20 protein-coding genes and 1 pseudogene are annotated in these 26,249 nt (G+C 70.5%); 12 read left to right on the plus strand and 9 right to left on the minus strand.

All coding sequences use genetic code 11. From position 1 onward, the window contains the following. Nucleotides 1-889: 889 nt before the first annotated feature. Both OHA61_RS18175 and OHA61_RS18180 read left to right on the plus strand, forming a co-directional pair. A complete protein-coding gene (locus tag OHA61_RS18175; protein ID WP_406303908.1) occupies nt 890-1,393 on the plus strand; it encodes a sortase in 504 nt (167 codons plus the stop codon). Nucleotides 1,394-1,486: 93 nt separating this feature from the next. Next, on the plus strand, nt 1,487-2,170 hold the full coding sequence (locus tag OHA61_RS18180) for a class F sortase (RefSeq protein WP_406303909.1): 684 nt from the start codon (nt 1,487-1,489) through the stop codon (nt 2,168-2,170). Nucleotides 2,171-2,232: 62 nt separating this feature from the next. Here the strand turns inward: OHA61_RS18180 and OHA61_RS18185 are convergent, their stop codons facing one another. After that, the gene (locus OHA61_RS18185) at nt 2,233-3,306 is read right to left on the minus strand and encodes an alkene reductase (protein WP_406303910.1); all 1,074 of its coding nucleotides are present in this window, start codon (nt 3,304-3,306) and stop codon (nt 2,233-2,235) included. 120 nt (nt 3,307-3,426) lie between these two features. Between OHA61_RS18185 and OHA61_RS18190 the strand changes: the two genes are divergently transcribed. Next, a complete protein-coding gene (locus tag OHA61_RS18190; protein ID WP_406303911.1) occupies nt 3,427-3,774 on the plus strand; it encodes a MerR family transcriptional regulator in 348 nt (115 codons plus the stop codon). A 35-nt stretch (nt 3,775-3,809) separates the two neighbouring features. Beyond that, nucleotides 3,810-4,352 (plus strand): annotated as a pseudogene (locus OHA61_RS18195) (TROVE domain-containing protein); the annotation flags it as partial. 1,190 nt (nt 4,353-5,542) lie between these two features. Here OHA61_RS18195 and OHA61_RS18200 read toward each other — a convergent pair. Then, complete coding sequence (locus OHA61_RS18200; RefSeq protein ID WP_406303912.1) at nt 5,543-7,096, minus strand: FAD-dependent monooxygenase; 1,554 nt, start codon at nt 7,094-7,096, stop codon at nt 5,543-5,545. Nucleotides 7,097-7,323: 227 nt separating this feature from the next. Here OHA61_RS18200 and OHA61_RS18205 point away from each other — a divergent pair, with 227 nt between their 5' ends. The 3 genes from OHA61_RS18205 to OHA61_RS18215 all read left to right on the plus strand — a co-directional run bounded on the left by OHA61_RS18205 (nt 7,324) and on the right by OHA61_RS18215 (nt 11,174). Further along, complete coding sequence (locus tag OHA61_RS18205) at nt 7,324-9,354, plus strand: PA14 domain-containing protein (protein WP_406303913.1); 2,031 nt, start codon at nt 7,324-7,326, stop codon at nt 9,352-9,354. A 133-nt stretch (nt 9,355-9,487) separates the two neighbouring features. Next, nucleotides 9,488-10,312 carry a maleylpyruvate isomerase family mycothiol-dependent enzyme gene (locus tag OHA61_RS18210; RefSeq protein ID WP_406303914.1) on the plus strand — a complete coding sequence of 275 codons (825 nt, stop codon included), beginning with the start codon at nt 9,488-9,490 and terminating at the stop codon, nt 10,310-10,312. Between the two features lie 85 nt (nt 10,313-10,397). Further along, on the plus strand, nt 10,398-11,174 hold the full coding sequence (locus OHA61_RS18215; protein WP_406303915.1) for a DUF72 domain-containing protein: 777 nt from the start codon (nt 10,398-10,400) through the stop codon (nt 11,172-11,174). Between the two features lie 72 nt (nt 11,175-11,246). On the opposite strand, the gene OHA61_RS18220 is transcribed toward OHA61_RS18215, so the two are convergent. From OHA61_RS18220 to OHA61_RS18230, 3 genes are all read right to left on the minus strand, one after another. Next, nucleotides 11,247-11,462, minus strand: coding sequence for a MarR family transcriptional regulator (locus OHA61_RS18220; protein ID WP_361905282.1), 216 nt, complete (start codon nt 11,460-11,462; stop codon nt 11,247-11,249). A 284-nt stretch (nt 11,463-11,746) separates the two neighbouring features. Then, on the minus strand, nt 11,747-12,268 hold the full coding sequence (locus OHA61_RS18225; protein WP_406303916.1) for an ATP-binding protein: 522 nt from the start codon (nt 12,266-12,268) through the stop codon (nt 11,747-11,749). A gap of 116 nt (nt 12,269-12,384) precedes the next feature. Continuing rightward, nucleotides 12,385-12,792 (minus strand): RidA family protein, encoded by a 408-nt coding sequence (locus tag OHA61_RS18230; RefSeq protein WP_406303917.1) that lies wholly within the window; start codon nt 12,790-12,792, stop codon nt 12,385-12,387. 307 nt (nt 12,793-13,099) lie between these two features. On the opposite strand from OHA61_RS18230, the gene OHA61_RS18235 reads away from it, so the two are divergent. From OHA61_RS18235 to OHA61_RS18245, 3 genes are all read left to right on the plus strand, one after another. Continuing rightward, on the plus strand, nt 13,100-14,020 hold the full coding sequence (locus OHA61_RS18235) for a helix-turn-helix domain-containing protein (RefSeq protein WP_406303918.1): 921 nt from the start codon (nt 13,100-13,102) through the stop codon (nt 14,018-14,020). A gap of 283 nt (nt 14,021-14,303) precedes the next feature. Beyond that, nucleotides 14,304-14,888 carry a TIGR03086 family metal-binding protein gene (locus OHA61_RS18240; RefSeq protein ID WP_406303919.1) on the plus strand — a complete coding sequence of 195 codons (585 nt, stop codon included), beginning with the start codon at nt 14,304-14,306 and terminating at the stop codon, nt 14,886-14,888. A 45-nt stretch (nt 14,889-14,933) separates the two neighbouring features. Then, nucleotides 14,934-15,995, plus strand: coding sequence for a hypothetical protein (locus OHA61_RS18245; RefSeq protein WP_406303920.1), 1,062 nt, complete (start codon nt 14,934-14,936; stop codon nt 15,993-15,995). Nucleotides 15,996-16,046: 51 nt separating this feature from the next. On the opposite strand, the gene OHA61_RS18250 is transcribed toward OHA61_RS18245, so the two are convergent. Further along, nucleotides 16,047-17,870 carry a glycoside hydrolase family 15 protein gene (locus tag OHA61_RS18250; protein WP_406303921.1) on the minus strand — a complete coding sequence of 608 codons (1,824 nt, stop codon included), beginning with the start codon at nt 17,868-17,870 and terminating at the stop codon, nt 16,047-16,049. Nucleotides 17,871-18,052: 182 nt separating this feature from the next. Here OHA61_RS18250 and OHA61_RS18255 point away from each other — a divergent pair, with 182 nt between their 5' ends. Together OHA61_RS18255 and OHA61_RS18260 are read left to right on the plus strand one after the other, a co-directional pair. Continuing rightward, nucleotides 18,053-18,793 (plus strand): PP2C family serine/threonine-protein phosphatase, encoded by a 741-nt coding sequence (locus tag OHA61_RS18255; protein WP_361905262.1) that lies wholly within the window; start codon nt 18,053-18,055, stop codon nt 18,791-18,793. 402 nt (nt 18,794-19,195) lie between these two features. Further along, nucleotides 19,196-21,106: a protein-arginine deiminase domain-containing protein gene (locus tag OHA61_RS18260; RefSeq protein WP_406303922.1), complete on the plus strand. Its 1,911-nt coding sequence runs from the start codon at nt 19,196-19,198 to the stop codon at nt 21,104-21,106. Between the two features lie 57 nt (nt 21,107-21,163). Here OHA61_RS18260 and OHA61_RS18265 read toward each other — a convergent pair whose 3' ends face one another. The 3 genes from OHA61_RS18265 to OHA61_RS18275 all read right to left on the minus strand — a co-directional run bounded on the left by OHA61_RS18265 (nt 21,164) and on the right by OHA61_RS18275 (nt 26,213). Continuing rightward, nucleotides 21,164-23,572, minus strand: coding sequence for a SpoIIE family protein phosphatase (locus OHA61_RS18265; protein ID WP_406303923.1), 2,409 nt, complete (start codon nt 23,570-23,572; stop codon nt 21,164-21,166). A 285-nt stretch (nt 23,573-23,857) separates the two neighbouring features. Then, nucleotides 23,858-25,165, minus strand: a complete 1,308-nt coding sequence (locus tag OHA61_RS18270; RefSeq protein WP_406303924.1) for a phytase — start codon at nt 25,163-25,165, stop codon at nt 23,858-23,860. A 241-nt stretch (nt 25,166-25,406) separates the two neighbouring features. After that, nucleotides 25,407-26,213 (minus strand): VOC family protein, encoded by an 807-nt coding sequence (locus OHA61_RS18275; protein WP_389368569.1) that lies wholly within the window; start codon nt 26,211-26,213, stop codon nt 25,407-25,409. Nucleotides 26,214-26,249 lie beyond the last annotated feature (36 nt).

Below are 26,249 nucleotides of genomic sequence, written 5' to 3' on the forward strand. Positions count from 1 at the left end.
GTTCGATGCTCAACTGATCGGCTTTGAGGGCGACTTCGGACTACGAGGAGCCCACCTGCTCCGGCTGGTTCCTGCCATGAGCGCCCAGGGTCTATCGGCCTGGCCCGAGCCCCAACCCACATGCGGGCGGGTCCGGCCACCGCTGCCAGACCCGCTGAGGTGGTGACGATGTCGGCGATTCGCCGCCACCAACACAGTCGCCGCCACGGTCCCACTCGGCCCCATCAGCGGCGGCTCGGTCGGTGTCCTGGTCACCCCCGACGGCAGCCGCTCCGACACCGCCAACGACTCTGACGATGTGTCGGTCCAACGGCTCCACGGTTACCCTTCAGGACACCCTCCCGGCGGGACTCACCGCGGGCACGATCACCGGCTCCGGGGAGGGGCTACCGGTCCACCTTCACCTGCGCTCGCAGCAGCGTCCTGGCGGCTGGGAGCAGCTACCCGCCCGTCACCCCGATCGTCCGCGTCGCAACGCCACCTCCGGCACGGTCACGGAGGCGGCGACACCGCCACCGACCCGACCGCCATCAGCCCCGCAGATGCCTGATCAGGCCCTGACCCGTCTCCGGACGGCTCTGGGCTCTGACGCGTTTCCGGGGAACATCATGCGCACGTGCTGGGACATGCGTTTCCGGAAGATCGCAGCATCCTGGCAGAGCGCTCCCTAGCCCGTTCGCCGTCCCTGCGCCGATTGCTCCACCGTGACGGGCTCTGATCCGGTGACCTGCATAAATGATCAAGTGAGAGCCGCCACTACGCCTACCCGGGTGACACATGTGGCGATGCGTCATGTTGCGGAGCTGACGGACTGTCGGTTGCCTCGTGAGCGGAGCACAGCAGAGGCGCCGCGCAGACAGGCCGGACACTGCTCCGTTGGAGGATCCTCATGCGTTACACACGAGTTGGTGCAGGTATCGGCCTGGTTGTCGGTGCCCTTGCCCTGTCCGCCCCGGCCGCTGTCGCCGCCGATGGCTCAGGCATTCAGATCCGTCCGGGGAAGGCCTCCCCGGGCACCACGATCACCGTCAGTACGACCGCCTGTGGCAAGGAGACCTACGGCAAGGGCGAGTCGGAGGCGGGAGGAGCGTTCCACCTGTTCAAGGGTGACAGGGTGGGGGTGCTCACCGGCCAGTTCAAGATTCCGGAAGAGACCAGTCCCGGCGTCCACGGAGTCACGGTGAAGTGCCCGCCACGGATCAAGATCACAGATACGCATCTGATCACCGCCGGCTCCCCGGGCGGCCCGAGCGCCCCGAGCGGCCCGGTCGACGCCGGCTTCGGGGCCGACGACAAAGGTACTCAGCTCGCCCTGGGCAGTGTGCTGATTGCCGGAGCAGCCGCCGGGGGTGCGCTCAGGATGCGGCGCCGCCCGGGCGGCGTCCAAGCCTGACCGCCCAACTCCCGCCACACCGGCCCCCGGACACCGCATCGGCCCGGGGGCCGCGAGGTCCTCACCCCGCTGCGAAACAAAGGCTCAACCGCGATGGAAACCGGGCACCAGACCAGCGCTTCCCCACACCCCTTCATCCCCTCGGCCAAGCTTCTGGCTTGCGCACTGATGGCGGGCACCCTGCTCGTGATCAACGCGGCACGCGACGAGCAGCCACCGCAGCCTTCGGCCGCCCAGGCCTTCCCCACTTCTGTCCCCACCGCTGTACGGCCCGCTCCCAGCGTCGCCGCCCCGGCCGCGCCCCGCACCGTCCAGCCGCTGCCCCCGTCGGATCCGGTCCGGCTTCGGGTCCCCGCCATCGAGGTCGACGCGCCCATGACACGACTGGACCTCGACGCGGCGGGGGCGCTACGGCCCCCGCCCGCCGACAGCCCCGGCCTTGCCGGCTGGTACGGCGACGGCACGGCTCCCGGCGCGACAGGGACTGCCGTCACCACCGGGCACGTGGACACGCGCACCGGTCCGGGCGTCTTCTACAACCTCGGTGCCCTGACCAAGGGCGCCACCATCGAGATCAGCCGGGCCGACCAGCGCACGGCCGTGTTCACCGTCGATGCCGTGGAGGTCTACGACAAGAAGAAATTCCCGGACGAGAAGGTCTACGGCAGCTCCGACCGTCCCGAACTGCGGGTGATCACCTGCGGCGGCGGTTACGCCAAGCGCACTGGCTACCAGGGCAACGTCGTGGTCTTCGCGACGCTGAGCGCGGTGAAGTAGCACGCCGAGGGTGCCCGGTGCGGAGCCTCGGTGGGGTACGGGGGTCCGGTTTTGAGTCCGGCTCAGTGCTGGTAGCTGCGGTAGTCGACGTATCCGGTGTCGCCGCCCGAATACCACGTGTCCTTGTCCGGGGTGTCACGCAGCGGCAGTCCCGTACGAAGCCGCTCGACCAGATCCGGGTTGGCGAGGTAGGCGCGGCCGTAGCCGATCAGGTCCGCGCCCTGGGCGAGCCAGCGTTCGCCGAGCGCCTGGTCGGTCGGGGTCGGGCCGATCTGCCCGCCCGGGTTGACGATGAACGCGCCCGACCAGGCCTTGCGCAGCGTGATCATGAGGTCGTCGTCCGCGGTGACCAGGGCGTGGACGTAGGCGAGACCGAGCGGGGCGAGTGCGTCCAGCAGGGCCCCGTACAACTGCGGGACGTCGTCCTCGGCCATCTCCCAGACCTGGCCGCCGGGGGAGAGCCGGATGCCGACGCGGTCGGCGCCGATGGCGTCCGCGGTCGCCTCGGCCACCTCGACGGCGAAGCGGATGCGGCCGGTGACGGAACCGCCGTAGGCGTCGGTGCGCTGGTTGGCGTTGGAGGACAGGAACTGCTGGATCAGGTAGCCGTTCGCCCCGTGCAACTCGATGCCGTCGAACCCGGCGTCGATCGCACGGCGCGCGGCGTCCACGAACACCTGTACTTCGCCCTTGACCTCTTCGGTCGACAGTGCGCGCGGGACGGGGGCGGGCAGCAGCCCCTTGGGACCGGTGTACAGCTCTGCCTTCAGAGCGATCTCCGACGGGGCGACGGGATGGTGGCCGACGGTCTCGGGGTGCGCGACCCGGCCGGCGTGCATGAGCTGGGCGAAGATCCGCCCGCCGTTGGCATGCACGGCGGAGGTCACCGGCCGCCACGCGGCGACCTGCTCGTCGGTGTGCAGCCCGGGGGTGTTGGGGTTCGACTGGCCCCGCAGGCTCGGCTGCACGCCTTCGCTGACGATCAGCCCGGCGGTGGCCCGCTGGGCGTAGTAGGTCGCCGCCAGGGGGCTCGGGATCCCGTCGGCCGTTGCCCGGGCCCGGGTCATCGGGGCCATCACCACGCGGTTGGGGAGCCGGAGGTTTCCGAGCTGGTAGCTGTCAAACATGCTGGTCACAGTGCTGTCCTTTGCATTCGTGGAATGTGCGGGCCGTCCATGGGCAGCTCCGTGAGCTACGCTAAAACCTGACGCTGACGTCAGAGGCAAGTCATGTGGCCCGGATCACCAGGAGGCGCTGTGCGCATCGGCGAGCTCGCCGTGAGGACGTCCGCGAGCGTGCGGGCCCTGCGGTACTACGAGGAGCAGAATCTGCTGACCTCGCAGCGCAGCCCGAGCGGGCAACGGCTCTACCCGGAAAGCGCGGTCGACCGCGTGCTGCTGATCCAGCAGCTGTACGCCGCGGGGCTGTCGAGCAGGACGATCCTGGAGCTCCTCCCCTGTGTCTATACAGGAGTGAGCACGCCGGAATCGCTGGCGCTGCTGACGGCCGAGCGCAATCGCATCGACAAGCAGATCGGTGAACTGGCCAGCACCCGCGACAGGCTCGACACCATCATCACCGCGGCCAGGAGCAGCACATCCTGACACTGTGACAGCCGGCCGCTTACGCGAATCGCCTGATGGCCGTGATCCGCAATCTGCGTAACTTCGACCTTGTCGGTGTCAGCGACCGGGCGGCCGCCGACGTGGCCCGCCGGATCTCGGACCCGTATGAGGTGGCTCGCTCCCGGCAGTTCCCGTTCCGCTACCTGGCCGTCCACCGCAACGCGCCCTCGCCGCGCTGGGCGCAGTCCCTGGAATCGGCGCTCGGCCATTCGCTCGCCAACGTGCCCGCGCTGCCCGGCCGGACCCTGGTCCTGGTGGACCGCTCGGGCTCGATGTTCGACCTGCCCAGCGCCGGGAGCGAGCTCACCCGGAACTACCGCGAACACGACCGGGTGATCGTCGTCACCGACGAGCAGGTTCAGTCGACGCACTGTCGCGACCCGCTCCGGGCCGTGCCCCGGCACATTCCGGTCTACACCTGGAACCTGGCGGGCTACGCCTACGGCCACACCGCCGCGGGGCCGCACCGCCACACCTTCGGCGGTCTCAGCGACGCCGCATTCCGGCTGATCCCGCTCCTGGAATCCGGCCAGGACTCCAACTGGCCCTGGGAGTAGAACGCGACGCAGCGCCGTCGGCCGGTCCAACAGCGCACCCGGATGCGGTACGCCGCGCAGCCCCGCCTCTCATCCCGGCATTCGTGACGACATGTCCGGGAGTACCACGCACTACCGCCAGTAGATCTTTGCAGCAGCGTCACAAGGGCTGCGCATCACCTTCCGCGGGCGCCAGTAGCGTTACTGGCCGCTCGATCAGCATGCGAAGCGAAATGCGAACGCGAAACAGGTCGCCGGCGTCCCTGGCGGTGCAGTCAGCACAGGAAGATCGCAGATGGACTACTGCTACTCGTGCCGCCGGAATCTCAACGGTGCCCTCGTGTGTCCCGGGTGCGGTGCATACGCTCCGGACATAGCCCCGCCCGCCCATCGCCTCCACAGCTCGGTCGCCACTCCCGAAACGACGAGGCATGCCTGGGACGCGGAAGATGTCCCCGCTCCGGAGCGCCGCCCCGGCACCCCCGAGTCCGCTGCCGCACCCACCGGCAGCGGCGCGCCCGGGGACACAGCGGCGGACGCGTCCGGCACTGGTTCGTCCAGAGGCCACGAAGGCACCGACTCCACCGGGCAGGGCCGGGCGGCTCGGCGTCGGCAACTTGCGCGTTGGAAGAAGAACAAGCGCCGGGCCGTGGCCGCGACGGCGGTTGCCCTCGTCGGTGGCGGACTGACCGTTGCCGCGCTGCCGACCACCAGGCCATCCAGCAGCCACACACACGCGGCCTCACCGCCGGATCCGGTGACCGCGCCAACCCCTGGGACCGCAGCCACCGACTCGGCGTCGGAGCAACCGGACGCCCCGGGTTCGCGGCATCCCAGCACTCGCCCGCCGACAGCAACCGGCGGACAGCAGGACACCACGGCCGCCACGCCTCGCACTGCGCCTGCCACAGCGACGACGGGCCGACAGCTGAACACCGCGGCGAGGGCCCAACCCCTCGCGCCCCCCGTCGCAGCACCGCCCTCCGCAGCCGATCCTGCCCCGGCGACGCCCGCGGGCAACGCCCCCGACCCGGCCCCGGAGACGACGGCTCCCGCTTCCGCCGAACGCCCCGGCGCAGGCACAACGACGGTGAACCTCTTGCCGACAACGTCGACGGGCGATCCCACATCACCGGCGCAGGTGTGCCTGATCGCCTTGTGCATCGGCTGATCGGAAGCGCGGCCCGGCCGTACGGCGCCCGTGAAACCCGTCAGTTGGGGGCCGGTGCGGGCAGCCAGCGGTCCAGGTGGTGGCGGAGGCCGGACAGGTCGGTTCCGCCCGCGCGATAGGCGAGGTATCCGTCGGGGCGGACCAGGCCGTGCGCGGTGCCCGGCCAGGGGCCCTGGTCGCCGAGGTCGTGGACGGTGACCAGGCCGCTTCGGCCGAGAGCCGTCAGGTCCTGCGGCTCCCAGGCGTCACGCGGACCGCACAGCAGCACGTGGTAGCCGGGACCCGATGCCAGGGCCTGCAGACCGGCGGGGGTGTCGGGCAGCCGGTCACCCGCCCGGGGGCCGCCGCGGGGACGGCGGTTTCCCTCTTCGGTGAGGGGGCTGCGCCGGTAGTGGATGGCGAGCTCGGAGAGCGTACGGAACGCTCTGCCGCGCAGGGTGGTGAAGCGAAGCGCCAACGGCATCAGGCGCGGGGCGAGTTGGGTCCTCGCCCGACGGATGAACCGGTTACGGCTCGTGGCGATCGTGAAGGCGCGGTCGGTGAAGCGCAGCACGTTCCGGCCGACCGGCGCCCGTTCGCTCTCGTACGTGTCGAGAAGCGCCTCGGGAGCGGCGCCCCGGCAGGTGAGGGCGAGTTTCCAGCCGAGGTTGAGCGCGTCCTGAATGCCGGTGTTCATGCCCTGGGCGCCGGCCGGGCTGTGGATATGGGCCGCGTCGCCCGCGAGAAAGACACGGCCGGCGCGGTAGTGGGCGGCGCCGCGGTTCTGCAGCCGGAACTCGGTCATCCAGGCGGCATCCCGCAGGCGCAGTCCCTTCCCCGCCTCGGCCGCGGAGCCCGCCGCGCCCGCGTACCGGTCGGTGATCGCCTGCAGCTGCCCCAGGCTCACCTCCTCGTCCGGTGCATCCGGCGAGCGCATAGCGAGCATCCGCCAGGTGGCCGGTGATTCCAGTGGGAAGAAGAACAGCATCCCGGCCTCGGAGAGGTACGCATGGGCGGCGCCGCGTTCGAGACCGTCGACCTCCAGGTCCGCGAGCAGGAACGTCTGCGGGTAGGTGGAACCCACAAAGCCGATGCCCGCGAGGCCGCGTACGGTGCTGTGCGCGCCGTCGCAGCCGACGACGAAGCGGGCCCGGATCTCTTCGCGCTCCTCGTCACCGTGACTCAACCGGCAGGTGACGTACGTGTCCTGTGGCGACAGGTCCCGGAGCACTGTGCCGCGCTCGACGGCCACGCCGCGCTCGGCGAGATGCGCTCCGAGCACGGCCTCGGTCTCGGCCTGGGACAGAAACAGCGCGTACGGATACGGGGTGTCCGCGCACCCGATGTCGAACAGCGGAAGCCGCAGCACCCGGCCCGGCACATGCATCCGCACCTGCACTGCCCGGTTGCCGCGCGCGACCAGTTCGTCCGTCACACCGAACCCGGCCAGCGCCTCCAGAGTCCGCGGCTGGATGGCCAGAGCGCGTGACTCCCGGGCCCGGTCGAGATTGCGGTCGATGATGCGGAAGCGGGTGCCGTACGCCCGTAGCTGAGCGGCCAGGGCCAGTCCCGTCGGGCCGGCACCCACCACCAGTACATCCAGCGGTTCCGCCATGGAGCCACCGTAATCCGGTCTCAGCCGCAGCCGCAGCCCGGCCCGCAGGTGCAGGCCCCTTCGTGCGGGGCCCGCGGTCCGTCCGCGGCCCCACCGCCCTGTACGGGCAAGATCGCGCCACGTAGTATCCGGGCTCGGCGGAAGATCAGCCCCACCTGAACTGCCCGTTCGCTTCCATCCCACCGCGACACCTTCGTCTTCCGGGCTTGAAAGGGCTGTTCTTACCCGTGACCCCCAATCCCCGTCGGCGGCTTCGTGCCGCCGCCGCGCTGTCCGTCGTCTCCATGACGGCCTGCGGTCTGCTCACCGCCGTGGCGGCCACGCCCGCGTCGGCTGCCGTCAGCTGCCCGTCCCCATCCTTCACACGGCAGCTCTTCGCGAACACGACCTTCTCCGGTACACCGAAGAAGACCGACTGCGATTCCGTGATCGCCGAGAACTGGGGCACCGGAGCTCCCGCTGTCGGTCTGCCGAGGGACAATTTCGGCGTCCGCTGGTCGATGACCAGGGACTTCGGCTCGGGCGGCCCCTTCGCCCTCACGGCCTCGGCCCTTGACGGCATACGGGTCTACGTCGACGGCGTACGCAAGGTCGACGTCTGGAAGAACGTCTCCACGACGCAGACCAGGACGCTCAACCTCACCATCCCGTCCGGCAGGCACACGCTGCGCGTCGACTACGTCAACTGGACGGGCTCGGCGTACGTCAAGTTCGCCTATGTGCCGAGGACTTCGGCCATCGTCGACAAGGTCAAGCCGCTCGCGCCGGTCGGGGTGAAGGCGTCCCTCGACAACGCAACCGCCAAGGCCAATGTGTCGTGGTCCGCGAACAAGGAAATGGATCTCGCCGGTTACCGCGTCTACCGGCGGCTCGACGGCACCAGCACCTTCACCCTCGTCGCGACGACCACCGCGACCGCCTACGCGGGCATCACGCCCGAGGCGGGCCGCACCTACTACTACGAGGTGCGCGCCTACGACAAGGCCGGCAACGCCTCCCTCGGCAGCATCGATCAGCCGGTGACGACCATCGCCGTCACCACCCCGACCGGGCTAACCGCACGCGGCGAGGACGCCGGCATTCAGCTCAGCTGGAAGCCGGTCCCGGGGGCGGTCCGCTACTACGTGCTGCGCGACAACCTCAGCGGGGACGACCTGATCCGCACCACCACGGCTGCGAGCTTCACCGACACCACGGTCGCGCGATCCGACACATGGATGTACCGAGTGGCGGCGGTGGACGGGGCCGGCCGCGCCTCCGCGTACACGGCGGAGTACAACCCCGCCGCCGAAGCCCGCCGCCCCGTGGCGGCACCTCACGACGTCACCGCGGCACCCGGGCCCGGCGAGGCCGTGCTGACGTGGAAGATCAACCCCGCCACGGACGGCGACCACTACGGCTTCCATGTCTACCGTTCCACGACGCTCCCCGTGGACACCTCGGCCGAACCGGTGAGGTGCAGTACCACCTCGACACCGCTCGACGACGGCCGGTGGCAGTACACCTGCACCGACTCCTCGGCGGGCAACAGCACCACGAACCACTATGTGATCAAGGGGTACGACAACCGCTCCGTCGAGTCGGTGCCCTCCGCGACGGTGACCGTCACCACGCTCGACAGGGACCTGACGCCGCCCTCGGCGGTCACCGGGCTCACCGCCGAGGCAACCGCGTACGGCATCGTCCTGAACTGGGCCGCCAACACCGAGCCCGACCTCAAGCGGTACGTGGTCTACAGCGGTGAGCTGATCGGTGACGACGACGAGCGCGTCTGCTCCGGCTCGCCGTACGCGTACCTCGCTCCGGGCGACACGTCCTACACCCACGAGCGGCTGCCCGACGGGGAGGAAAGGTGCTACTTCGTCGACGCCGTGGACACCGTGGGCAACTCCAGCTTCGAATGGACCGGCACCGCCCATGCCGTAGTCGTCACCGAACTGGATCTGACGCCGTCCGTCGAGACTCCCGAGGGCTCCCCGCTCACACTCAGCGCGACGAGGAGCGACACCGAAACCGGCACCGCGGCAGAGCTCTCCTGGAACTCGGTCGCCGGCGCGTCGGGCTATCTGGTCCATCGCTGGAACCCGGCCACAGGCACGTACGAGAGGCTGACCGCCGAGCCGGTCACCGAGCTTTCGTACACGGACTCCGGCGTGGCGCCCGGCACCACGCACTTCTACCGGGTGACCGCGGTCTACTCCGACGGTACGGAGTCGGCCCCCGACGCGGACTGGGTGATTCTGCCGCCCGCGATGTGAAGCCGGGTGCACGTGGCATCAGTGGTGCTCAAGGTCTTGTCGCAGCTCTGCCTGCCTGGTTGTGTACCGCGGAGTTGTGTGGTCGCGGGCGATCCCATTCGGGATCGGTGACGAAGGGAGAGTCGTGGCACCGGTGGCTGGGCAGGACCTGCGAGGCACTCTGCCCGAGGGGCTCGGTGACGCCATACGCGGCACCGCCGAGGACATCGCCGCGCTGCTGCGCGGGGTTGCCGACACGGGTGTTCCGGTGCCCGGGTCGCAGTGGAGCCTCGGGGCGGCGGCTGCTCATCTGGCGCAGGCCAATGAGCTGATGGCCGACATCGCGGCAGGGCAGGAGCGCAGCCACGGGGACGGCACCCCGCAGAGCCTGGCCGCGGCCAATGAGCGCGCGCTCTCCGAGTTCGGCGAGCGTGCGGCCGATCCGCTGGCCGGGATGATCGTGGAGCAGGCCGCCGCATTCCTCAAGGCGATCGACGAGCGCGCCGGCGAGGGGGCCGTGGAGAAGGCGTTGTTCACTCCGCTGGGCCCGATGAGCCCGGCCGAGCTGGGTTCGTACCTGCTGACGCACATGCTCGGCCACGGCTACGACCTCGCCCGCGCGCTGGGCCGCCCGCACATGATCGACCGCGTCCGGGTCGAGCTGGCCCTGCCCTTCCTGATCAGGGCCATGCCGCGCGTGGTCGACGCCGCCAACAGCGCGGGGCTGAACGCCCGCTACACGATCCGCCTGTGGGGCGGCGCCCGCTTCGGCGTCACGTTCACCGACGGCCATGTGGCCGTGAGCCCGCAGCCGCCTGACCGCCCGGACTGCACGATCCTCACGGAACCGGTCACCTTCCTGCTGATGGCGCTCGGCCGCTGCGATCCGTGGGGCGCCATGGCCCGGGGCCGCGTCGTCGCCTGGGGCCGCAAGCCCTGGCTCGCTCCCCGCTTCCCGACCCTCTTCAGGGCGCCCTGAACTCACGGGCGCCGCGGGCTTCGCGACGGCCCGGCCGGAAGAATGGGGCGATATATCCCGCTCTCGCGCGGGCAGGGATCGGAGCATGCCCATGCTCGTCGGAACCTCGGGGTGGCAGTACAAGGACTGGCGCGGTGTGCTCTATCCGCCCAAGCAACCGCAGCGGCTGTGGCTGGAGGAGTACGCCCGGCAGTTCGCCACCGTGGAGAACAACAACGCCTTCTACCGGCTCCCGACCAAGGAGATCTTCGCCTCCTGGCGGGAGCGGACGCCGGAGGGGTTCGTCATGGCGGTCAAGGCCAGCCGCTATCTGACCCATCTGAAACGGCTGCACGACCCCCAGGAGCCGGTACGCCGGCTGATGGACCGCGCCGAGGGCCTCGGCGAGCGGCTCGGACCCGTCCTGCTGCAACTTCCGCCCAACTTCCGGGAGGACATCGCGGCTCTGGACGCCTGCCTCAACTGCTTTCCCCGCACGGTCCGGGTGGCCGTCGAATTCCGCCACAGCTCGTGGTGGGAGGCGGAGCGTGAGCTCCGGGCGGTACTGGAACGGCACGGCAGCGCCCTGTGCTGGGCGGACCGGGCGTCCCGTCCGGTGACGCCCCTGTGGCGTACCGCGTCATGGGGGTACGTGCGGTTCCACGGCGGCATCGCCGAGCCGCCGCCGCGCTACGGCCGCCAGGCGCTGACGTCGTGGGCCGGGCGGATCGCCGACGCCTGGCCGGACGAGGACGACGTGTACGTGTACTTCAACAACGACGTCGGCGGCGCGGCCGTGGTGGACGCCGCGAAGTTCGCACGGGCCGCGGCGGCGCTGGGCCGGACGGTGAGCCGGACGCCTCCGGCCCCGCCCGGGCCATGACCGGCTCCGGCTGAGGGCCGATCCGCCGCTCCGCGAGGCGTGAGCTCCAGCCCAACGGGCCGGACCCGCAGGTCAGTTGCCGATGCGGCAGGAGCGCCAGCTCCGGCGGCTGCGGCTGATCAGCCCGGCCTCTTCCAGCCGGCGGAGCTGGTAGGCCACCGACGACGTGCTCGACAGGCCGACGCTCTCACCGATCTCCCGGATCGTCGGGGCCTCGCCGTGTTCAGCTATCCAGCCCGTGATGCACCGCAGAATGCTCTCCTGCCGGGCGCTCAGGCGATCGACCACAGGTCTCCCCTTCCTCCTCCTGAGCGCGCACCTGGCGGCGCAGCTCCACCCGGGCCGCCGGCGACCGGCCCTGCTCGGTGGCCCAGAACGGATGCCGGGCAAGTCGGAGGGACAGATCCATCAGGCGGCGGCGCAGCACCGTGGCGTGGAGCTGATGCTCGGCGAGCAGTGCGTATGTCCGGTTCCAGGCGCGCTGGGCCTGCACGAGGTCGGGCGGGAAAGCAGCGTGGGGCATGGCTGGAATTCAATCATGTGTTCGATTTCCTGTGCACGTCCCAAGGGTCTCAACTCTTGACGGCCTCCGCGATCTGCAGGGCGGCCTGGGCGGGCGTGAGGTGCGTGGTGTCGACGACCTCGGCCTCGCCGTGCAGCCACGTGCGGGCCGCCTTGGCGTAGGGCTCGAGGTAACTGAGGCGCCACGGGGAGGGACCAAGAAGGGTGTCCCCCTCGATACGCCCGCGGAGGGTGTCCTGGTCAGCGTGGAGGACGAAGTGCCGTACCGGGATGGCGTGTTGGGCGAGGCCCGTGCTGATCTCGCGCCAGTACTGCTCGACCAGGACAGTCATGGGCATCACCAGAGTGCCGCCGGTGTAGTCGAGTACGCGGCGCGCAGTTTCGACGACGAGCGGCCGCCACGGCGGCCAGTGCTGGAAGTTGTCCGTCCGGGGCAGCCCCGGCGTGATGTCCATGAGTGTCTCGCCGACCTTCTCGGCGTCGAACACCCGCGAATCCGGGATCAGTTCCTGCACGAGTGCACTGGTCGTCGTCTTGCCTGCGCCGTGGGTGCCATTGAGCCATACGATCATGGAACCCAACGCTAGCGCCGTGCCGGCGGCGAAGCGGGCACGGCAGAAAACCGGTACGACTCCGGCGGGTGGCCGGCCCCGGGCTCCCGCGGAACCTCCCGCCGAAGAGCCCCTGTTCAGTCGAGGACCGCGGTGGCTTCGACCTCCACCAGGAGGTCGGTCTCGGCCAGCGCGGCGACCCCCACGCCGGTGAGCGGCGGTACCGGGGTGACCCCCAGTTTCGCGGCCACCCGGGCGACCCCCTCCAGGAACAGGGGCATCTTGTCGGGGGTCAGGTCGACCACGTAGACGGTCAGCTTCACCACGTCCGCGAAGGAGCCGCCGACCTCGGCCAGGGCGGTGGCGATGTTGAGGTAGCACTGCTCGACCTGGGCGGCGAGGTCACCTTCGCCGACTCGGCCGCCGTCGGCATCGCGGGCGACCTGGCCGGCGATGTGGACCAGCCTCGACCCGGTCGCGATCGACACCTGCCGGTAGATGTCGACCTTCGGCAGTCCTTCGGGGTTGACCAGGGTGATGGGCATGGCTGCCTGCTTTCTTGCCTGAGAGCCCGTTGGCTCGCTTCCACAGAACCCGGGAGGCAAACACTCTCCGGTGGATACTCGGAAACCGTAAGAGAGTGTGTGCCCGGCATGGAAGAACGCACTTTTCGGTGACTGGGGAACCTGAAGGTGACCGAGTGGGCCACGGGTGCGTGCCCAGCGCCGACGAGTCCCCTGACGCCCGGGCGTCGGCTCCCAACCCGGGCCGAGCAGCGCGGTCTTCGCGGTCTCCGTGCCTGTTACTCGCAGTGGCAGGCTAGAAGATGCGGGCCGGACCATACTCGACCGCATGAACGACACACGGCACGGCAAATCCCTCCTCGGGGAGTTCCTGTCAACGCGCCGGGGACAGCTGAAGCCGGCGGACGTGGGGCTCCCGGAGTACGGCGAGCGGCGGCGGGTCCCGGGGCTGCGGCGCGAGGAGCTGGCACAGCTGGCGGGCGTCAGCGTGGCCTACTACACCCGGCTGGAACAGGGGTTGTCGCTGAACGCGTCGCCGCAGGTCCTCGATGCGCTCGCCACCGCGTTGGGGCTGGACGAGGCGGAGCGGCGCCACCTGCGCGACCTGGCGGGTGAGGGGCGGCAGCAGACGCGCCGGCGCCGGCTGCCCGCCGAGCGGGTCACCCCGGCGGTACGGCAGTTGATGGACACCTTCGGTGATGCACCGGTGGTCGCCCTCGGCAGGCGTTCGGACGTGCTGGCCTGGAACCGCGCCGGGCACGGCCTGTTCGCAGGGCATCTGGACGCGGACAGCCCGGACCGGGTGGCCGAGCGGCCCAACACGGCCCGGCTGGTGTTCCTGGACGCCCACACGCGGGACCTGTACGTCGACTGGCCGAGGAAGGCCAGGGACGTGGTGGGCAAGCTGCGGCAGGCGGTCGGCGAATACCCGGACGACCCGCGCCTGGCGTCCCTGATCGGTGAACTGACCATGCAGAGCCCGCAGTTCGCCACTCTGTGGGCCGAGCACCGGGTCCGGGCCTGGGATCTTGCCGAGTACCGGATGCGCCATCCGCTGGTCGGGGAGATGGACGTTCTGCAGCACTCGCTGCCGGTGCCGCGGGGACAGGGCGTCCGGCTGGTCGTGACGACGGCCGAGCCCGGATCGGCCTCCGAGGCGGCGCTGCGGTTGCTCAACCAGACCCTCCACCCCGCCGGGGAGGTGTCGACGGCCGACAGCCCCAACACCCGTACGTCCTCGCACGCCTGATCCGATCGCCCACCTGATCCAACCGCCCGGCTGACGAACCGAACGAACCGCAGCCGGCCGGACGATGCGTCACGCCCGGACGAGCGCCCCGGCGGTTGCCCACTGCCGGTAACCGGGCCTCGAGTGACGTGAGCAGGCCACCTCGCCGTCGCCGTCGCCATCGCCGACGACTCTGCCGCTCCCTCTCGTCCCACCTCCGCAACAGGGGCACGACGTGCCCTTCGACAGACATGTCCACGGAACGCCCCGCCCTGCCCCTTTTGACCACGAATGGAGATCTCCCATGTCCAACACGCCCGTGACGGCTTTCACCGGCATCGTCGACACCGTTGCCCAGCTGGTCGAGGCCGTCGCCGAAGACCAGTGGACCGCGCCCACGCCCTGCACCGACTGGAACGTCTCGCAGCTGGTCGGCCACCTGGTGACGGGACAGCGGGTGTTCACCGACGTGATGGCCGAGCAGCCCACCTCGCAGGGCCCCGAGCAGCCGGCCGGCACCGAGTCCACGCCGGCCTCGCTGAAGGCGGCCGTCCGCGAGTCGGCCGACGCTCTGATGGCCGCCTTCGCGCGACCCGGGGCGCTGGAGCGCACCGTGCAGGCCCCGATCGGGGAGGTGCCGGGCGCCGTGGCACTTCACCTGCAGACCATCGAGCACCTGGTCCACGGCTGGGACCTGGCCCGGGCCACCGGCCAGAAGGCCCTGTTCGACGACATCGCGGTCGAGCGGGAGATCGAGTTCGCCCGCGGTCTGGTGGCGCAGCTGCCGCCCGCTCCGGACGGCCCGTTCGCCATGTCCCGCACCGCCCCGGCGGATGCGCCCGCGATCGACCACCTGGCCGCCCTGCTCGGGCGGGAGATCACCGGCTGATCTGCCTTTCGCGAAGAACACATCAACAGACGGAGGAAGATTTCCATGAAGCTCAAGCTCGCGCTCGCTGCCGCCGCTTTCACCGCAGTGCTGACCACCGGTACGGCCGTCATGACGGCCTCCGCCTCCACGGCTCCCGGCCAAGACAGCCACAGGATCGAGCAGACCGAAAACGCCGCGCACAACGTCATCAAGGCCAACGGCCCGGGGGTCTTCCCCCACTCGGTCGACTACAACCGCCAGTCGGAGAACTTCGTCGTCGGCTCGCTGAAGCACAGCACGATCTCCACCGTCGGCCTCGACGGAACCGTGCGCACCCTCGTCGACGACCCGAGCCTGGTGTCCGTCCAGGCGGTCCGCGTCGACCGCGACAAGCACCGGGTCCTGGCAAGCAACGTGGACTACGGCCTTGCCGACCGCTCGTCCAAGGACACCACCTTCCGCGTCGCCGGAGTGGGCAGCTACGACCTGGCCGGCGGACGGAAGCACTGGTACGCCGATCTGGCCGAGGTCGCCGCCGACGGCAAGCAGCACCTCATAGCCGACGTGACGGTGGCCCCCGACGGTACCGCGTACGCCGTCGACCAGCTCACCCCCACGGTGTTCCGCATCGACCGCAACGGCCACGCTTCGGTCCTCCTGCGCAGCGATCTCCTGAAGGGCACCGTCGACGTTCCCAACTTCCTGTCCGGCATCGGGATGACCGCGGTGGCGTGGACGCCGCACAACCACCTCATCATCGCCAAGGCCGACGGCTCCCTGGTCCGGGTACCGGTCAACCACCCCGAGCGGGCACGGAAGGTCGAGCTCTCCAAGCCGCTGGCCGCCCTCACCGCCGGCATCCGGGTGCTGCCCGACGGCTCCCTCGTCGCGGTCAGCAGCGGCCTCCTGACCGGCAAGCCCGCCCAGATCCAGCGGGTGCGCCCCTGCGGCGACTGGAAGTACGCCACGGTGAATGTCACCGACACCGTGACCGCCCCCGTCACCAGCGGCATCGCCGCGGGTCCCCACGGGTCGACCTTCGCCCTCAGCGGTGGGCTGCCCGACCTGCTCATGGGCAAGCCCAACAACGGATTCACCCTGACCCCCGTCAAGGTCAAGAACTGATCAGCAGTGACTGAGCGCTTCAGTCGGCGGTTTCGCCGACTGAAGCGCTCGTCATACCTCCGCCCGGTCGAGTTCCTCGTCCAGCGACATGGCCGCGGTGATCAGTGCCAGATGCGTGAACGCCTGGGGGAAATTGCCCAGTTGCTCGCCCGTGGGCCCGATCTCCTCGGCGAACAGGCCGACATGGTTCGCGTAGGTGAGCATCTTGTCGAAGGCGTACCGGGCCGGGGCGAGCCTGCCCGCGCGGGCCAGGGCGTCCACGTAAAGGAAGCTGCACAGCGAGAACGTGCCCTCGCCGCCGCGCAGTCCGTCCGGGGACGCTGCCGGGTCGTAGCGGTAGACCAGGCTGTCGGAGACCAGTTCTCCGTCCATCGCGTCCAGCGTCGACAGCCAGCGGGGATCCTTCGGCGATACGATCCCCACGGTGGGCATCAACAGCAGGGACGCGTCCAGGACTTCGTCCCCGTAGTGCTGGACGAACGCCCGGCGGTCACGGCTCCAGCCGCGGTCCATCACCTGCTTGAGCACGGCATCACGAGCGGCGGTCCAGCCGGGCACGTCGGCCGGCCGGGCGAGTTCCGTGGCCATCCGGATAGCGCGGTCGAAGGCCGTCCAGCACATCAGACGGCTGTACGTGAAGTCCTTCTGCCCGCCGCGGGTCTCCCAGATGCCCTCGTCGGGCCGGTCCCATGCGCCGGTCAGCCAGTCGAGCACTCCGGAAACGACCTGCCAGCCGTCATAGCCGGCGAGGAGGGCGACATTCTTCGTCTGTGCGAGCGCGTAGACGGCCTCGCCGTAGATGTCGAGCTGGAGCTGGTCGGCGGCCCCGTTGCCGACCCGTACCGGAGCCGAGCCGCGATAGCCCTCCAGGTGGCCGAGCACCTCTTCCTCGAGGTGAGGGTCGCCGTCCACTCGGTACATGATCTGCAGCGGCTCACCGGTGACGGTCTTGCCCGCCTTCAGACGCGCACCGAGCCAGAGGCGGAAGGCGTGGGCCTCCTCCTCGAATCCGAGGTCGACCAGGGCCTTCACGGACAGGGAGGCGTCGCGCACCCAGGTGTAGCGGTAGTCCCAGTTACGTTCGCCGCCGAGCTGCTCCGGCAGCCCCATCGTGACCGCTGCCACGGGCGCGCCGGTCGGCGCGTACGTCAGGAGCTTGAGCGTGATCGCGGAGCGGTGAACCATCTGCTGCCAGCGGCCCCGGTAGCGGCTGCGGCGGATCCACCCGTGCCAGAAGTCCCGGGTGTCCTCGAACGCCTGCCGTCCGTCGTGCTCGGTCAGCGGTGCCGGCTGCTCGCCACCGGCTTCGCACACGGTCAGCACCGCGGCGGCCAGCTCCCCCTGCCGCAGCACCACGGTCGACCGTATGTCCTCGCCGTCGCGCTCCAGCGTCACGGGTCCTATGGTCTGCAAGAAGGCCTCGGCGCCCGGCCCGCTGAAGTGAGCGACTCCGGACTCCAGGGTCAGCCGGTGCTCGGCACGGCCGTAGTCGAACCGCGGCTTGCACTCCAGAGCGAAGCGAACGCTGCCGCGCGTCACGCGCATCACGCGCACCATGCGGTGCCGGGCCGTGGGCAGTTCGGGGAGGTCCAGGGGCATGAAGTCGAGGACCTCGCCCACGCCGTCGGCCGTGAGGAAACGGGTGACCAGGATGGCCGTGTCCGGCAGATAGAGCTGCCGGACGGTGGCGTCGGGCGCATCGGCGGTGATCGCGAAATGGCCGCCGCGCTCAAGGTCGAGCAGCGCGGCGAACAGGCTCGGCGAATCGAAGCGCGGCGTACAGAACCAGTCGATGACGCCCTCGGACGAGACGAGGGCCGCGGTCTGCAGATCCCCGATGAGCCCGTGGTCCGCGATGGGCGGATATCTGCGCATGGTGATCCTTCCGCAAGGCCCCCACCCACCCCCACTACAACCCACGCTATGGCACCCCCGCGGGAGGGGCACTCCGGAGCCCTGCGGCAGGAACAGGGCCCGGCCCGCTGCCCCGGCGCGCCCCCCGCGTCACAATGGTGGTGAGGAGCACGCGCCTGCCCAGCGGAGAGGCGGGACCTTCAGTGCCGTACATAGCCGTGACCGCCCTGAGCCACGTCGGGCTGATCCGCGAGCACAACGAGGACAGTCTCGTCGTCGGGCCGTGGACGCTGTGCGGCACCGTGACCGAGAACCCCCAGACCCTGGTGTTCCCGCTCGGCACGCCGCTCGTCGTCGCGGTCGCCGACGGGCTCGGCGGGCAGCCCGCCGGTGAGGTGGCCAGTGCGCTGGTCGCCCGCCAACTCGCCTCGTTCGGGCCTTCCTTGGACGGTGAGGCGCCCCTGCGTGACGCGCTGGACGTGTGCAACCAGTCGGTGTACGCGGCTGCCGACGGCCGGCCCGAACTGGCCACGATGGGGACCACGGTTGCGGGTGCCGTCGTACTCGCGGAGTCGCTGCTGACATTCAACGTCGGGGACAGCAAGGTGTACGAGGCGACCAGGGACGGGCTTCGCCAGGTGAGTGTGGACGACAGCCCGCCGCCGGAGCCGGGGCGGCGCACGACGTCGGCCGTCACGCAGACGCTCGGCGGGCGCCTCGAGTTCGAGGCCGTCACGGCACATGTGAGGGCTTCGACGCTGTCGGCGGGCGATCGCTATCTGATCTGCACCGACGGGCTGACCGACCCGTTGCCGGACGAGGTGATCGACGAGCTGCTGCGGGTGCACGACGACGGGAGGGCGGCGTTCGAGCTGTGGAAGGCGGCAATTGAGGCGGGCGGGCCGGACAACATCACGCTGGCGCTGGTGCGGCTCAGCGAGTAGGGGCCGCGGCCTGCGGCGGGCTCCACGCGGCGGAGCCGCACATCGATACAGCCCCGCCCCGCCCCGCCACTTCCCGAGCTGCGGCTCCGCCCCAGACCCCGAATGCGACCTTCGGCCGCATGTCCTCACACGCCGGACGGGCTGAATATGCGGCCCAGCCGCACATCCAGCCGTCACGCCGTGCTTGGTGACCTTGGCCCGGCGCTTGCTGGTGATTCTGCACTTCGTGCACGACCCGCCGTATCGCAGCCTGATTCCTCGTCATGCCCCGGTCTGACACCGCCTCCTCCACCGGTCTCCCCTCGCCTCGCCTCCGGGATGATCCCTCGCTCCCACAGGCAACTCACCGCTCACTCCTGCCCTCTTCCGGATCGGAATCCGAACCTCGGGAAGGGACGCACCGTGAGTACGAGCCATGCGAGACACGCGGCACTTGCCATCACCGTTATCGGGGCCGTACTGGCGCCCGTGTCACCGGCGTTCGCCGTCGAGCCGCCGCCACAGGTGGACCTCCGGGCTGATGTGAACCGGGACGGGCAGGTGGATGTCAGCGGCGTCACGGACACCGACGGGGAGGACAGTTGGACCCCCGCGAGGGGCGCGGTCTTCCTGCCCAATATCGACGACGACAGCAAGCGGTGCGCCGTGAAAGGCCCCGGCGGGAAGCCGCTGCCGGACGCCAAACTCGCCGCCTGCAACGACGCTTCCGACGCCAAGGTGAACGGCGCCGACGATCTGGCCGACCTGGCGCGGGTGCGTTCCGTGCCGATGGCGAAGCTGCCCGCCACCGCGACAGGCGCGCTGCGGGTCGTCAGCGGCGGCAAGAACACCCGCGTCTTCCTCAAGCGCACCACCGGCTGGGCCCTGGTCACCGCGAAGACCCGGCTGTCCGCCGCCGAGCTGCGCTCCGGGGCGGAGCTCGGGGTCGAGAGCACCGACGTCATACGTGACAGCAAGGTCTGGGACGGACGGGCCGTGATCCGGCTGACCGTGACGTCCGGCGGGAAGAGCACGTCGGACGATGTCACCCTGCGGGTCGCCCCGCTGCTCACCCACCATCACCTGCAGAACGCCCAGCAGTTGATGGTCACCAAGGTGCCGGGGAAGGACGACTACGCGCGCAGGCAGCAGGCCTTCGTCGAGGGCCTTGCCGCGCAGGCCACGTCGGCAGGGTTGTCCAAGCCGCTGGTGACCTTCGAGAAGTACGGGGACGTCTGGGCACAGGACTTCGTCGAGCCCGGCTATGTGAGCATGGCCGGTCCCGGCGGGCGGCAGCAGGTCATGCGCGTGATGCTGCGCTCCGCGCAGGCGGACCGCACGGCGGGCCGGGAGCTGTTCGAGAAGCTGCGCGGCAACGGCGTGGGCGTGGTGCAGGTGTCCGGGGTCCGTGACTCGGAGGAGTGGACCCTCAACTCGATGGGGAACCTGGAGACCATCCCTCCGTACAGCCAGGGCGGCCGGTCCTTCCCCGCCGGGCGCATCATCATGGGTGAGCGCAAGGACAACGGCTCCAAGCCCGCACAGGCCATGCGTACGCTGCTGAAGTCCCAGGGCTTCCAGGACCCGCTGCTCCTGGACACCTCGTGGCTGCACGTGGGCCACGTGGACGAGTTCGTCCAGTTCCTCCCGGCCGACACCCCGCGTGGCTGGAAGATCGCGATCGCCGACCCGGATGCCGGGCTGCGGCTGCTGCGCGAGGCGAAGGCGGCGGGTCACGGCAAGACGCGCATGTTCTCGGTGCCTGGCAGCAAGTATCTGCCCGCCCCCAAGGAGACCATCGACCAGGCGATCGCCTCGAAGTGGCTGGTGGCCGACAACACCATGGCCGCGAAGCGGATCACGGCGAATCTGGCGGTGCTCATGCGCGAGACGGGCGCGACCGAAGCCGAGGTCGTGCGGGTGCCCGCCCTGTACACGCGGGGTACGGGCGAGGAGCGCGGTGACAGCATGCCGCGGCTGAGCCGGATGGGGGCCGGCCAGGCACCGGACGCGGTCCGCGAGTACGGGCAGCAGAAGGAACTCGCACGGCACCGCGAGGGCGGCGCCGCGGAAACCGTCATGACCAGCGCTTACGTTCCGGGGGCGGTCAACGGGATCGTGCTCGGCAGGAACCGCTATCTCGCTCCGCGGCAGTGGGGACCCGTCATCGGCGGCAAGGACATCTTCACCACCGCCGTGACCGCCGCGTACACGAGTGCGGGCATGAAGGTGTCGTACCTCGACGACTGGCACACGTATCACGTCGGCATGGGCGAGGTGCACTGCGGAACGAACACGCTGCGCGATGCCTCGGCCGCCTGGTGGAAGCCGTAACCCGTCGGACAGCAGGGGGGCGCACGTCCGTCACCGCGGGCGTGCGCCCCCCGCCGGTCAGGTCCCGCGCGGCGAGAGGGTGACGTCCGCCCACACCTGCTTGCCGCCGCTGAGCGGCACGGAGCCGTACGACGTCGACACCGCCTGGACGAGCAGGATGCCCCGGCCGCCGGTCGCGTCCCAGTTCACGTTCGATGGTTTGACAGGCGCGCGCGGAGAGGTGTCGCTCACCGCCACCCGAAGGCGCGCCGCCGCGAGGGTGAAGTCGAGGCGCACCTGGCCCTGGGTGTGGACCAGGGCATTGGTGACCAGCTCGGAGACGATCAGCAGGATGGCGTCGGCCTCCTCCGTCACCTGCCAGGAGCGCAGGGTGCGGGAGGTGAAGCGGCGCGCGTGGGCGACGGCGTCGGGCAGTCTCCACACGGTCCAGCTCACCCGCAGCGGCCGCACCCCGATCCCGTCGTAGCGCAGGAGCAGCAGGGCCACGTCGTCGTCGCGCCGGTTGGAGCCGCCGAGCAGCTCGTCGGCCATCCGCCCTGCGTTGGACGGGTCGGCGGCGGACAGCAGGTCGCACACGCGGCGCATGCCGTCGTCCAGGTGCAGGCTCGACGACTCGACCAGGCCGTCCGTCAGCAGGGCGAGCACCGCGCCGGGGGCCAGTGCGACCGCGGTCATCGGGAACTCCGCCTCGGCGAGTACGCCCAGCGGGGGCCCGCCCTCGATCGTCACCTCCCGGGTGTCGCCGTCCGGCGTCCGCAGCAGAGGCGGCAGATGCCCGGCCCGTACGCACCAGGCGTTGCCCTCCTCCATGTCGATGGCGACATAGCAGCAGGTGGCGAAGAGGTCGGTCTCCATGCCGACGAGCAAATGATTGGCGCGGGAGACCACCACGTCGGGCGGGTGGCCCTCCACCGCGTAGGCCCTGATGGCGGTACGCATCTGGCCCATGATCGTCGCGGCGCCCGCGTTGTGTCCCTGGACGTCCCCGACGACCAGCGCCACCTGGTTCTCGGAGAGCGGGATCACGTCGTACCAGTCGCCGCCCACGGCGAGGCCCACCGTCGCGGGCAGATAGCGGGCCACGGCGACGGCTCCGGACAGCCGGGGAAGCTTGCGGGGCAGCAGGCTGCGCTGGAGCATCGTCGCGAGCTCGTGCTCGGCGTCGAGCGCACGCGCGCGCATCAGGGCCTGTCCCACCAGGCCCGCGGTCGCGGTGAGCAGGGACCGCTCCTCGGTGCCGAAGGCGTGCGGCTCGTCCCATCCGACCAGGCAGGCGCCGACCACCCGGCCCTCGGCCGGGAGCGGCAGCACGGCGAGTCCGCCGGGTCCGACGCCGGCGAGGTTCGGCTCCAGGCTGGATCCCGCCGTCCACAGGCTCATCCGGCCCTCGCGCAGCGCGGCCTCCAGTGTGGGCAGGGCGCGGGCGGGCGCGTCGGGCCACTCGGAGCGCCATTCCGAACGCCACAGTTCCGGCCAGGCATCGGGTTCCGGCGGGTCGAGGACCGAGACCACCAGCCGGTCGCCCTCCAGTTCGGCGAGAGCCACCCGGTCGGCTTCCAGCGGGTCGCGCAGGGCGGACACCACCGCCCGGCTGACGTCCCTGACGGTCATCGCACCGGCCAGCGCGACGGACAGCCGCTGCACCTTGGAGACCTCGTCCGCGCTGGGCCGCAGATGCGCGGCGTCGGCGACGACTCCGAGGACCCGCTCGGGCCTGTCGCCGCGCTCCGCGAGCCGCCGGGCGCGCAGGCGCAGCCAGCGCAGCTCACCCGTGGGGCGGCGGATACGGAATTCCAGTTCCCGGCCGGTGGAGGTCATATGGCCCGGCTCGACGATGGACATGAGCGCGGGCAGATCGTCGGGGACGGTGTGTTCGAGCAGCGTCTCGACACGTCCGTCGAAGTCTTCCCTGGGGATGTCGACCAGATCGAGCACCCGGTCGTCCGCGTCGATCTGCCCTGTGTTGAGGACCAGGGTGAAGGAGCCGACGGAGAAGCGATCCAGAGCGGGTCCCAGAACCGCGCGGCGGCCCGTACGGCCGATGGCGTGACTGTTCGGTTCGCCACCCGCTTCGAGCCATGCGGCGACCTGGTCGGCGTAGAGCTCCAGGAAGTTGCGCCGTTCGGCGTCGAAGCCGTCGGCGACCTCGTCGACGACGACCAGGCAGCCGAGCGGACTGCCGTTCGCTCCGAGCGGCAGCGCGCCCAGCGAGACATGGGCGGGCAGGGTCTCGGGAGGGTCTTCGCCGTACGAGGCGAGTCCCGTCTCATTGAGCCACAGGGGGCGGCCGGTACGGAAGGCTTCCACGACGGGAGCCCGGCCGGACAGGGAGTAGCTGGGCGACAGCCCGTACAGGGCACCGGAGCCTCCGGCCGATTCCGCCAGCTGGAGGGTGTCGTGCCGTGTGCCCAGCACATAGACAGCGGCCAGCGCCGCCCCGCCGAAAACCTGGATCCGCTGAGTCACAGTCCGTAGCGCCCCCGTGCTCGCGCTCTCGTCGGACGTTTCATCATCCCTCGCCTCCGACCGGGCCCTGTCGGCCGCGCCGCGCTCGGAGGCGGCCCACCCACCTCGTCACGCGTCCTGGACCGGTCGGTTCCAGCCTAGGGAAGGCGCGCGACGTGTGCGGGGTTCCGCGAGTGTTCACCAGTTCCGAGCTTCCCGCCACCCCCCGGGGCACAACCGGCCCGGCCGGTCCCGCCGGACCGCTCCCGGCGGGGCGGCGGGACCGTCCGGTACCCGGTCCTTGACTCAGTCCTTGACGCTGTCCATGACATCGCCCAGATCCACGAACTTGAACCCGGTGGCCTCCCGCTCGCCCTGTGCCGGTGTGTCGTGGCCGTCCTGGACGACGAGCAGGCCGTGCGGGTACTTCCTGCCCAGCGGCGCGCCCAGCACGGCGGCGCCGTCGCACTCCTCGGACCCGTCGAGGATCCCCGTGGCCGCGGCGACCCGGAAGCCGCCCTCGTACTCGTTGTCGTCCTCCAGCTCGCGGTCGTACAGCGCGAAGGTGTTGTCGCCCTGGCTGGAGGCCATGAGGTAGCCGTCGCCGTCGCGCTCGGTGAGCAGCGTCAGACCTTCGACGTCGGCCGCGAGACGCTTGCCGCCGAAGCCGGGGTCGGCTCCCGCGGTGCACTCCTCGGTCTCCTCGTCGTACACGCCCGGGATGCCGAACTCGCGTACTTTGTCGACGAGTTGGGGCCGACCGGTCAGATCGGCGCGCATGCGCCAGATGCCGACGTCCTCCTGGCCTGCGTAGAGCGTGCCGTTGGCCGGGTCGACGACCATGCCCTCGACCTGGGGCAGCTCACCGGGTTCGGCGCACGGGGTCCAGGACGAGCCGTCGGGCAGCCGGAAGGTGGACGGCAGGTCGAGGGTGCGCAGCTTGCGGTAGCCGACGGTGCCGCCGGGCCGCGCGGTCAGCTCCAGCAGCGCGACTGCGGTCCGGTTGCGGCGGCTGACCAGGGCGTACGAGCGGCCGCTGGTCCTGTCTGTCCACGTGGCCAGGCCGTAGGCGGTCTTCTGGTCGTTGATCTCGTCCTGGCCCGTGGAGAACACCGGCTCGGCGGCGGGGTCGGTGACATCGGTGAGCGGTCCGCCGGGACGGTCGCGGTCGATGCGGTAGACGCGCAGCCGGTCGTTGCCGCGGTCGGTGGTCACGGCGACGTCTGCCTTCTGGGAGCTCAGCCGCAGCCCCTGGACCAGGTCGACGTTGTTGAACCTGCCCGGGGCGTCGTCGGGCCGCGGCCCGGCGGGCGCCGGGATCGACTGCACCTGGCGGGCGTCGAGATCGTAGACGCGCAGTCCGCCCTCCTTGGCGGTGGCGATCACCAGACTGCGGCCGGGGTCGGCGGCGTTGCGCCAGATCGCGGGGTCGTCGGCGTTGGCATTGCCGCCCGCCTCGTCGTCGTACAGCGTGGGCGTCTCCGCCCGGGGTGTGACGGCGGGCAGTGAACCGGAGGCTGGGGTACGCGCCTCGGCGGGCACGGCCGCGGCGAGTACCGCCAGAGACGTGACCAGCACGAGGGCGGCCGGCCGGACGGAACGGGGCCTGCTCACGAATGTGCTCCTCAGTGTCGGGAACATGACGATCAGTCACGTGAGCGTGTAACCGGGGGGTGGCGGCCGGGCGTCGGGCACGGGATGCCCGCGTGTGCGGGCCGTGAATTCGCCGCGACGGCGAAGCAGCCCCGGGGCAACGACGGCCCGGGGCTGCTGCGTTGAGCGGTCGGACGCGGTCGGACGCGGTCCGCCGCGATCAGCGGGTAGTGGGAAATGCGGGAGGTCCTGCGACCGCCGCTCAGGTCACGTCCGACATCTTCGGCATATCGCCGGCGGTCGTGGTCATGTCGATCACCGAGAACGCCGCGCCCTGCGGATCGGTCAGCGCCGCGAACCGCCCGAACGGGCTGTCCATCGGCCCGAACCGGAGCACCGCGCCACGTTCGGTCGCCTTGGCCACCGCCGCGTCGCAGTCCTCGACGGTGAAGTACACGTTGAGATACGCGGGCACCTCGGGCGGGAACTCCTCCCCCATCTTCATCCGCCCCAGGACCGTGTCGTCGCCGAGGTTGTAGACGGTGAAGTCCAGTTCCTTCATCTCCGGGTCCTCGACGCGCTGCACCTTGTACGGGAAGACGGCGCGGAAGAAGGCGTCCGCCTTCTCGGGCTCGCGCGTGAAGACCTCGGCCCAGGCATACGCGCCCGGTACGGCCTTCTCCTCGAAGCCCTCGTGGACACCCGCCTGCCACACCCCGAAGGCGACACCGCCCGGGTCGCGGGCCAGCAGCATCGAACCGAAGTCGCCGACCTGCATCGGCTCCATCAGCACCTCGCCCCCGCTGTCACGGATCTTCGCGGCCGTGGCGGCGGCGTCCGGCGACGCGAGATACAGACACCACGCCGACTGCCCCTCCGCGCCGGGCATCGGCGGTACGACAGCGGCCACCGCCTTGCCGTTGACGTAGGCCTGTGTGTAGTTGCCGTACTCCGACTGCGCCTCCCCGAACGTCCAGCCCAGCACATCTCCGTAGAAGCTCTTCGCACCCTCGACGTCGCTGAACATCGCGTCGGCCCAGCACGGCGTGCCCTCAGGTGGTGCGGCCATGGCTATGACCCTCTCTCCTGCTCGGTGGTTTATCCC

It is taken from the genome of Streptomyces sp. NBC_00885 (genome assembly GCF_045207475.1).
Classification (GTDB): domain Bacteria; phylum Actinomycetota; class Actinomycetes; order Streptomycetales; family Streptomycetaceae; genus Streptomyces.